10 protein-coding genes are annotated in these 7994 nt (G+C 62.2%); 5 read left to right on the plus strand and 5 right to left on the minus strand.

The window, feature by feature from the left end; all coding sequences use genetic code 11:
• Nucleotides 1-76: 76 nt before the first annotated feature.
• Nucleotides 77-1429: a heavy metal sensor histidine kinase gene (locus ACK1VC_RS20575; protein WP_016485657.1), complete on the minus strand. Its 1353-nt coding sequence runs from the start codon at nt 1427-1429 to the stop codon at nt 77-79.
• On the minus strand, nt 1426-2106 hold the full coding sequence (cinR, locus tag ACK1VC_RS20580) for a two-component system response regulator CinR (protein WP_016485658.1): 681 nt from the start codon (nt 2104-2106) through the stop codon (nt 1426-1428). Before cinR ends, ACK1VC_RS20575 begins: the two co-directional genes overlap by 4 nt.
• A 182-nt stretch (nt 2107-2288) precedes the next feature.
• Between cinR and ACK1VC_RS20585 the strand changes: the two genes are divergently transcribed.
• Nucleotides 2289-2795, plus strand: coding sequence for a cupredoxin domain-containing protein (locus ACK1VC_RS20585; RefSeq protein WP_016485659.1), 507 nt, complete (start codon nt 2289-2291; stop codon nt 2793-2795).
• Nucleotides 2796-2863: 68 nt separating this feature from the next.
• Entirely contained in the window at nt 2864-3694 is an 831-nt protein-coding gene (gene queF, locus ACK1VC_RS20590) for an NADPH-dependent 7-cyano-7-deazaguanine reductase QueF (protein ID WP_016485660.1), read from the plus strand.
• A 142-nt stretch (nt 3695-3836) separates the two neighbouring features.
• Here queF and ACK1VC_RS20595 read toward each other — a convergent pair whose 3' ends face one another.
• Both ACK1VC_RS20595 and ACK1VC_RS20600 read right to left on the minus strand, forming a co-directional pair.
• On the minus strand, nt 3837-4100 hold the full coding sequence (locus ACK1VC_RS20595) for a DUF4404 family protein (protein ID WP_016485661.1): 264 nt from the start codon (nt 4098-4100) through the stop codon (nt 3837-3839).
• Between the two features lie 122 nt (nt 4101-4222).
• Nucleotides 4223-4789: a hypothetical protein gene (locus ACK1VC_RS20600; protein WP_016485662.1), complete on the minus strand. Its 567-nt coding sequence runs from the start codon at nt 4787-4789 to the stop codon at nt 4223-4225.
• 201 nt (nt 4790-4990) lie between these two features.
• Here ACK1VC_RS20600 and ACK1VC_RS20605 point away from each other — a divergent pair, with 201 nt between their 5' ends.
• Complete coding sequence (locus ACK1VC_RS20605) at nt 4991-5698, plus strand: MlaA family lipoprotein (RefSeq protein ID WP_016485663.1); 708 nt, start codon at nt 4991-4993, stop codon at nt 5696-5698.
• Between the two features lie 31 nt (nt 5699-5729).
• Here the strand turns inward: ACK1VC_RS20605 and ACK1VC_RS20610 are convergent, their stop codons facing one another.
• The gene (locus ACK1VC_RS20610; RefSeq protein ID WP_016485664.1) at nt 5730-6029 is read right to left on the minus strand and encodes a PilZ domain-containing protein; all 300 of its coding nucleotides are present in this window, start codon (nt 6027-6029) and stop codon (nt 5730-5732) included.
• 270 nt (nt 6030-6299) lie between these two features.
• Here ACK1VC_RS20610 and rssB point away from each other — a divergent pair, with 270 nt between their 5' ends.
• Both rssB and rssC read left to right on the plus strand, forming a co-directional pair.
• Nucleotides 6300-7481, plus strand: a complete 1182-nt coding sequence (gene rssB, locus ACK1VC_RS20615) for a two-component system response regulator RssB (RefSeq protein ID WP_449118032.1) — start codon at nt 6300-6302, stop codon at nt 7479-7481.
• A complete protein-coding gene (gene rssC, locus ACK1VC_RS20620; protein WP_013971741.1) occupies nt 7478-7960 on the plus strand; it encodes an anti-sigma factor antagonist RssC in 483 nt (160 codons plus the stop codon). The genes rssB and rssC overlap by 4 nt, the downstream gene beginning before the upstream one ends.
• The last annotated feature ends 34 nt before the right edge of the window (nt 7961-7994 follow it).

A 7994-nucleotide genomic window follows, 5' to 3' on the forward strand; every position in this document is an offset into this window, starting at 1 on the left:
ACCGCGCAGGCTCTCGGCTTGATGCGTACCCGTGGGGGGCGGCTTGCCGGCGATGGGCCGCGAAGCGGCCCCATTTTCACCGATCCTGGCTGAACTCGATCACGAACCGTGTCCACCCATCTTCACATTCCGCCCGAATGCCCCCGCCATGGGCCTGCACGATCGACCGGGTAATCGCCAAGCCCAACCCAGCATGCTCGCTACTGCCTTCGCGCCGTGCCGGGTCCACACGGTAAAAGCGGTCGAACAACCGCGGCAAAGCAGCTGGCTCGATGGCCGGCCCGGTATTGGCCACGCTGATTCTCGGCCCAGGCGCCAGCGTCACCCTTATCTGCCCGCCCGCCGGGGTAAAGCGCATGGCGTTATCCAGCAGGTTGGACAGCGCCCGGCGCAGCATATGCCGGTCACCGTGCAACACGGCCTCCCCCTCGCGCAGCATCTGCACATTGTTGTCTTCGGCCAGCGGCGCGTAGTACTCCAGCAGCGCATCCACCTCGTCATGCAACGCCAACGGCGCTTGCCCCGGTACCAGCAAGCCGTGATCGGCCTTGGCCAGGAACAACATGTCGTTGATCATTTGCGCCATCCACTGCAGTTCTTCCAGGTTGCCATGCAGCGCTTCGCGGTACTCCTCAAGGCTGCGTGGGCGGGTGAGGGTAACCTGGGTATGAGTTAGCAGATTGGACAGCGGCGTGCGCAACTCGTGGGCTATGTCGGCAGAAAATGCCGACAGGCGCTGGAAGGCATCGTCCAGGCGCTGCAGCATGGCGTTCATGCTGGTGGCCAGTTCGGCCAGCTCTTCGGGCATTTGCGCCACCGGCAGGCGTGTGGTGAGCGAGCGTGCCGACACGCTGGCGGCCACCTGGCCCATCTGCCGTAACGGGCGCAGGCCGCTGCGTACCGCCCAGGCGCCGAGCAGCGCGGTGGCCAGCGCTGAAAGGCCGACAGTCAGCCAGATCAGGCGTTGCATGCCCTGCAGGAAATGCTGGTGGTGGGTGATGTCGAGGTACAGGGCCAGTTGTGGCGACTGCACGGCGCCCTGCGCCAGGTGCACAGCCAGGCTGCGGTAGTCGGTGCCTTGTGCATGCAGGGTGGCCAGCCCGGCGGGCAGCGGTGCCTGCGGTAGCCCGGTGCGGCTTTCGAACCAGGTGGTGCCGTCGCTGCCGCTGATGCGCAGGGCCAGATCGGCCTGGTGGCTCAGCTCATCGCGCAGGGCGGGCAGGCGTGCCTGCAGCTCGGTTGGGGTGGCGATGCCAGCCAGTTGCGTACGGAACAGTGACAGGCGCGAGTCCAGCAGTTGCTGGTCGAGTTCGACGAAGTGCTGCTCGCTGGCCCGGCTGAACAACACGCCGGCGCCCAGCGAAACGGCGGCGGTGCAGGCGGCGAACAACAGGGCCAGACGGCTGCCGAGGGAAACCCTGCGCATCATTCCGTGCGCTCTTCGAGCACATAGCCCATGCCACGTACGGTGTGGATCAGCTTGTTGGGGTGCGGGTCGTCGATTTTCAGGCGCAGGCGGCGGATCGCCACTTCGATCACGTTGGTGTCGCTGTCGAAATTCATGTCCCACACCTGCGAGGCGATCAGCGATTTTGGCAATACCTCGCCTTGGCGGCGCAGCAGCAGTTCGAGCAGGGCGAACTCCTTGGCGGTCAGGTCGATACGCTGGCCGGCGCGCTCGGCGCGGCGGCGGATCAAGTCCAGGCGCAGGTCGGCCAGGTTCAGGGTGGTGTCCTGGCTGGGGCTGGTGCCGCGGCGCAACAGGCTGCGCACCCGGGCCAGCAGTTCGGAAAAGGCGAACGGCTTGACCAGATAGTCGTCGGCGCCCAGCTCCAGGCCATGCACGCGGTCCTCGACGGCATCGCGGGCGGTGAGGAACAGTACTGGCGTATCCAGGCCGGCCTGGCGCACGGCCTGGAGGATCTGCCAGCCGTCACGTCCAGGCAACATTACGTCGAGGATCAGCAGGTCGTGGTCGCCGGTCAGGGCCAGGAACTGGCCGGTTTCGCCATCGGTGGCCAGCTCAGTGGCGAAGCCGGCCTCGCTCAAGCCCTGGCTGAGGTACTGGCCGGTGCGGGCCTGGTCTTCGACGATCAGCAGTTTCATGCACTGTCCATAATCTGAAAGTTTGTACCTGCCCTGTGGAAGCGGGTGATGTAGTGGCTGAAATGATACGTGACGAAGCGCAGGCACGCCCAAGCTGACAAAGTTGTAATCTCCCTGTCAGGTAGCTGCCAGTCGCCCGTGACTAAGGTGGCCTCATCCTGTTGTACATTTCCGGAGTCATCATGAAACGCCTGTTCATCGCCGCCCTTGCCCTGGCCAGCCTGCCGACCTTTGCCGGCGAGGCGCAAACTTTCGCCTTTGGCGAGCCGGCCCCGGCGAACAAAGCCACCCGCACGGTCAACGTGGTGCTCAAGGACATCGCCTTCGAGCCCAGAAACCTGCAGGTAAAAGCCGGCGAGACGGTGCGCTTCGTGCTGGTCAACGAGGGTAAGCTGCCGCATGAATTCAACCTGGGTGACAAGGCCATGCATGCCGAGCACCAGAAGGAAATGGTCGCCATGCAAGGCAAGCTGTTCACCGAGGCCATGAACCACGAAGGCATGGACCACGGCCAGATGATGGGTCACGGCGGCGGCCATGGCCACGGTGGCGGCAACACGGTGCTGGTCATGCCAGGCCAGCGCGCCGAGCTGACCTGGACCTTCCGCAAGTCGGCGCCCATCGAGTTCGCCTGCAACGTGCCGGGGCATTATCAGGCTGGCATGGTCGGGGCGTTGACCATCGAGTGACTTGCGCTCCAAGGCAGGGTGCAAAACCGGTAGACTAGGGGCAATTTCGAACCTCTAGGTCAGTTTCCATGCATCCTGCTGCCGAACACTCGCCGCTGGGCAAGTCCAGCGAATACATTGCCACCTACTCCCCGGAGCAACTCTTCCCGATCCCGCGTACCGCCAAGTGGGCTGAGCTGGGCGTCACTGCACAGACCTTGCCCTGGCAGGGCGTGGATTACTGGAACTGCTTCGAATTGAGCTGGCTGCTGCCGTCGGGCAAACCGGTGGTGGCGATCGGCGAGTTCGCCATCCCGGCCGATTCGCCGAACATCATCGAGTCCAAGTCGTTCAAGTTGTACCTCAACTCGCTGAATCAGACGGTGTTTGCCTCGCTGGGCGAATTGCAGGCCTGCCTGGAGAAAGACCTGTCTGCCGCGGCCGGCAAGCCGGTGGGGGTGAAGGTACGTACCTTGGCTGAAGTCGAGGGCCAAGGCGTGGAGGCCTTGCCTGGGCTGTGCATCGATGCGCTGGACGTTGCCATCAGCAACTACGAGCAGCCGCAGCCTGAGCTGCTGCGCTGCACCCCGGAGCGAGTGGTAGAAGAAACCTTGCACAGCCACCTGCTGAAGTCCAACTGCCCCGTTACCGGCCAGCCGGACTGGGGCAGCGTGGTGGTCGAGTACAAGGGCAGGGCGCTGGACCACGCCAGCCTGCTGACCTATCTGATCAGCTTCCGCCAGCATGCCGACTTCCATGAGCAGTGCGTAGAACGCATTTATCTGGACTTGAAGAACCTGCTGCAGCCCGAGCACCTGACGGTGTATGCGCGGTATGTGCGCCGGGGTGGGCTGGATATCAACCCGTACCGTAGCACTGGGGCGATCAGCCCGAAGAATGTGCGTCTGGTGCGTCAGTAACTCTGACAGGACTGGGGCCGTTTCTCGGCCCATTCGCGGGGCAAGCCCGCTCCCACAGGTGCCGCGCTGCCCTCAAGTGCAACGAATAGCCTGTGGGAGCGGGCTTGTTCCGCGAATGGAGCGCGAAGCGGCCCTTGCTGTATCAGATACCCATGCTGTGCAGCGAGTTGGCAATGCTGCGCAGGGTGGCGGTAAGGTCTGGGTGGTCAGCCTCGAAGCGTTCGATTGCCAGGTTCACGCCATCCACCAGATTGTTGTCTGGCGTGGCTTCCTCCAGTTTCAGTTGCGCCTCGATCTGGCGCGCTTCTTCGTGCAGCGCAGCCAGTTCGTCTTCCGAAAGCGGTACGTTGCGGTCCAGTTGCTCGCGCAGGCTGTTCAGGCGCTTTTGCAATTCGCGGGCAGGCATGGGTAGTTCTCCATCAATGGCTTGGCAAACCATGGACCTTAGCGAAGCGGCAAAGGTTCTGGTCTGCCTTCAGCGTAATCCACCTGAAGCTGCTTTGCATGATCCGCATCAAGGGTGCTGTATCAAGGTTTTTCACCTTTGCGCCGGCGCTGGGTGATGTCCTGCAGGCAGGTATCCAGCGCTTCCAGGTGGTCGATGACCGAGTGCACCCCCAGGCCGAACAGTTCCAGCGTCGCCTTGCCACGGGCCGCGTCCTGTTGCTGTGAGGTCATGGCTTGCCATTGCCGAGAGCTGCGATCGCAGAATGGGCTGCAGGCGGCCAGGCCAACTGTCCACAAGCCGGCGTTAAGGCCGGACTGCAGCAGTTGTGGGTTGCCGCTGACCAGTACGCAGCCGTCCAGGCGTTCGCTTTCCAGGGTCATCAACGCCTGCCAGCAGGCGTTGGGCGCCGGCCAGCGTACGCCGTTTACCGAATGCCCCGGCAGCCAGTCGGGCAGTACGTGTGCCAGGCGCTTGCTTTGGGTGGCGCTGAGGTCATCCAGCCAGATGCACGGCACCTGGTGCTGGCGCAGGCTGGCGAGGGTAGCCAGGGCGCCGGGGGCGGGCGAGGGGGCGCTACCATTGGCCGCCTGCACCAGGCAGCCGCGCAAGCCGAACAGCACAGCAGTGAAGGCGGGTGCAGCGTCCATGGCAACTTCCCCCAAATAGTCCGCAGGCTATTCGTTGATTGTTACCGCCCTGTGACATCGGCCCTTGTGCAACAGTTGTTCACAAAATATTGAACAAACATGTGTAAAGCTGTTTATCAGCCCGCAAGCCTCTATACTGCCGCCTTACCAGCAGCGCGACCCGTTGCGCTTGCGGCCGAGAAATTCGATGGAGAGACATCTATGCGTAGGATCGGTGCCAGTGTGATCGAACGAGTCACCCAGGCCTGTGTCTGCGCCAGCATGCTGCTGGCGCCCGTGGCAGCCACCCAGGCAGCCACCGAGGAAGATCCCTGGGAAGCGGTCAACCGGCCGATCTTCCGCTTCAACGATACCCTCGACACCTATGCCCTCAAGCCGTTGGCCAAGGGCTATCAGGCGGTCACGCCGCAGTTCCTTGAAGATGGCATCCACAACATCTTCCGCAACCTGGGCGACGTGACCAACCTGGCCAACGACGTGCTGCAGTTCAAGCCTCATGCGGCGGGTGTGGACACTGCGCGGCTGATCGTCAACACCACCTTCGGCCTGGGCGGTTTCTTCGATGTGGGCACCAAGATGGGCCTGCAGCGCAATGACGAGGACTTCGGGCAGACCTTGGGTTACTGGGGTGTGCCGAGCGGCCCTTACGTGGTTATCCCGCTGCTGGGGCCAAGCACGGTGCGTGATGGCGTGGCCAAGTACCCCGACAGCTACACCAAGCCTTACCGCTACATCGACCATGTGCCGACGCGCAATTCGATATTCGCCCTGGACGTGATCGACACGCGTGCCGACCTGCTGTCCGCCGAGAAGCTGATTCAGGGTGACAAGTACATCTTCATTCGTAACGCCTACCTGCAGAACCGCGAGTTCAAGGTCAAGGATGGCGAAGTCGAAGACGACTTCTGATCTGTGAACAGGGGCCGCAATCGGCCCCTGTTCAATGCATGGCCAGCACGCGCAACCCGAACTTCTGCTGCCCACCCGGCTGGTCGGCAATCCATACCACCTCAGTGCTGGCGTGCAGCCCTTTCAACGCCGGGTGGTCGGAATCGATGCGCACCTCAATCTGATCGCCCACCTGGAAGCGTTGCGGGGCCTGCACCTGCATGCCGCTGCTGGACAGGTCCAGGCACACGGCGGAAATCACCTGGCCTTCATGCAGCAGGCTCACCGCAGTGTCGATGCGCATGCGGATGAAATCGCGTTTTTCACTATGGCTGGAGGGCGTGTGGGGCATGCTGCATCCTTCCCATTGGGGTGCGCTAGTCGACTTTCTTATAACTCCCGGTGATTTGCCCTGTAAAGAGCGGCGAGGTCGACCGTTGCATGCTTGAAACGCCTGCCGGATGGGAGTACCGTCTGCGCCTTACAAGGTACCTTTGACAGTTGCCGGGCAGGTGTTCTTGTCCTACAACTCAAGTAGAGTGTGACCACCAAGAATTCCCGTAGCTGGCCGTCTGCTTTGCCGACACCGCTGCACCAACCCAAATCGGCGCCGTTCGCCCACATGCAGAAAACCAGTGCAACGCTGCTGATTATCGATGATGACGACGTGGTCCGTGCGAGCCTCGCCGCCTATCTCGAAGACAGTGGCTTCAGCGTCCTCCAGGCCGGTAATGGCCAGCAGGGGCTTCAGGTCTTCGAAGAACACCAGCCCGACCTTGTGATCTGCGATTTGCGCATGCCGCAGATGGGCGGCCTCGAACTGATCCGTCAGGTCAGCGAGCGTGCGCCGCAGTTACCGGTGATCGTGGTGTCTGGTGCCGGCTTCATGAGCGATGCGGTGGAAGCGTTGCGCCTGGGCGCCGCCGACTACCTGATCAAGCCGCTGGAAGACCTGGCCGTCCTTGAGCATTCGGTGCGCCGTGCCCTCGACCGCTCGCGTCTGGTGCTGGAAAACCAGCGCTACCGCGACAAGCTCGAAGCGGCCAACCGCGAGCTGGAGGCCAGCCTGCACCTGTTGCAGGAGGACCAGACCGCCGGTCGCCAGGTGCAGATGAACATGCTGCCGGAAAGCCCCTGGGTAGCTGGCGAGTTCGCGTTCGAGCACCAGATCATCCCGTCGTTGTACCTGTCGGGTGATTTTGTCGATTACTTCCGCGTGGACGAGCGGCGCATTGCCTTCTACCTCGCTGATGTTTCCGGGCATGGCGCCTCGTCGGCCTTTGTCACCGTACTGTTGAAATTCATGACCACGCGACTCATGTTTGAGCTCAAGCGCAGCAAAATGCGCGAGTTCAAGCCGTCCGAAGTGCTCAGTCACATCAACCGCGGCCTGATCAACAGCAAGCTGGGCAAGCACGTCACCATGGTCGGCGGGGTGATCGACGAAGAGTCTGGTCTGTTGACCTACGCGGTGGGTGGGCATTTGCCGCTGCCAGTGCTGCATACCCCGGCGCACACCCGTTACCTGGAAGGCCGGGGCCTGCCGGTGGGGCTGTTCGACGAGGCCACTTATCAGGATCTGGTTGTTGAGCTGCCACCGCAGTTCAGCCTTAGCCTGATGTCCGATGGCATTCTGGACCTTTTGCCGGGTGATACGCTCAAAGATAAAGAAGCCGCCTTGCCGGAGATCGTCAGGGCAGCAGGTGGCAGCCTGGATGGGCTGCGTCAACGATTCGGATTAGCTACGCTTGGGGATATGCCGGATGATATCGCCCTATTGGTGTTAAGCAGGAACCTTCAATGAGTACCGGTAGAATCCAGTTCGCCGAGCAGAGCGGCACCTTCGTACTGAAGTTCGTCGGTGAAGTGCGCCTGACCCTGTGTTCGGCCTTGGATGCGACGATCGAGAAAATTTTCACTGCGTTGAACTTCTCGGCGATTGTCATCGACCTCACCGAAACCGAGAGTATCGACAGTACTACCTTGGGCCTGCTGGCCAAGCTGTCGATCCTGTCGCGGCAGAAGGTCGGCCTGTTGCCGACCGTGGTCACCACCAACCCGGACATTTCCCGGCTGTTGCAGTCGATGGGCTTCGATCAGGTGTTCAACATTGTCGATCGCCCGATTCCTTGCCCTGAGTGCCTGACTGACTTGCCGTCGCAGGACCAGAACGAAGACGTGGTGCGTTCCAAGGTACTGGAGGCGCACAAGATCCTCATGGGCCTGAACGACTCCAACCGCGAAGCCTTCCATGACCTGGTCAATGCGCTGGAGCGGACCTGATCGTTAGCCTGTGCTGGCTCTTTCGCGGGGGTGG

This window comes from Pseudomonas sp. XP2 (genome assembly GCF_053557975.1).

Coding starts and splice junctions, on each gene's coding strand:
- cinR (WP_016485658.1), bottom strand. CDS start 2,106: ATGAAACTGCTGATCGTCGAAGACCAGGCCCGCACCGGCCAGTACCTC.
- ACK1VC_RS20605 (WP_016485663.1), top strand. CDS start 4,991: ATGCGTAGGATCGGTGCCAGTGTGATCGAACGAGTCACCCAGGCCTGT.
- ACK1VC_RS20585 (WP_016485659.1), top strand. CDS start 2,289: ATGAAACGCCTGTTCATCGCCGCCCTTGCCCTGGCCAGCCTGCCGACC.
- ACK1VC_RS20575 (WP_016485657.1), bottom strand. CDS start 1,429: ATGATGCGCAGGGTTTCCCTCGGCAGCCGTCTGGCCCTGTTGTTCGCC.
- queF (WP_016485660.1), top strand. CDS start 2,864: ATGCATCCTGCTGCCGAACACTCGCCGCTGGGCAAGTCCAGCGAATAC.
- ACK1VC_RS20600 (WP_016485662.1), bottom strand. CDS start 4,789: ATGGACGCTGCACCCGCCTTCACTGCTGTGCTGTTCGGCTTGCGCGGC.
- rssC (WP_013971741.1), top strand. CDS start 7,478: ATGAGTACCGGTAGAATCCAGTTCGCCGAGCAGAGCGGCACCTTCGTA.
- ACK1VC_RS20610 (WP_016485664.1), bottom strand. CDS start 6,029: ATGCCCCACACGCCCTCCAGCCATAGTGAAAAACGCGATTTCATCCGC.
- rssB (WP_449118032.1), top strand. CDS start 6,300: ATGCAGAAAACCAGTGCAACGCTGCTGATTATCGATGATGACGACGTG.
- ACK1VC_RS20595 (WP_016485661.1), bottom strand. CDS start 4,100: ATGCCTGCCCGCGAATTGCAAAAGCGCCTGAACAGCCTGCGCGAGCAA.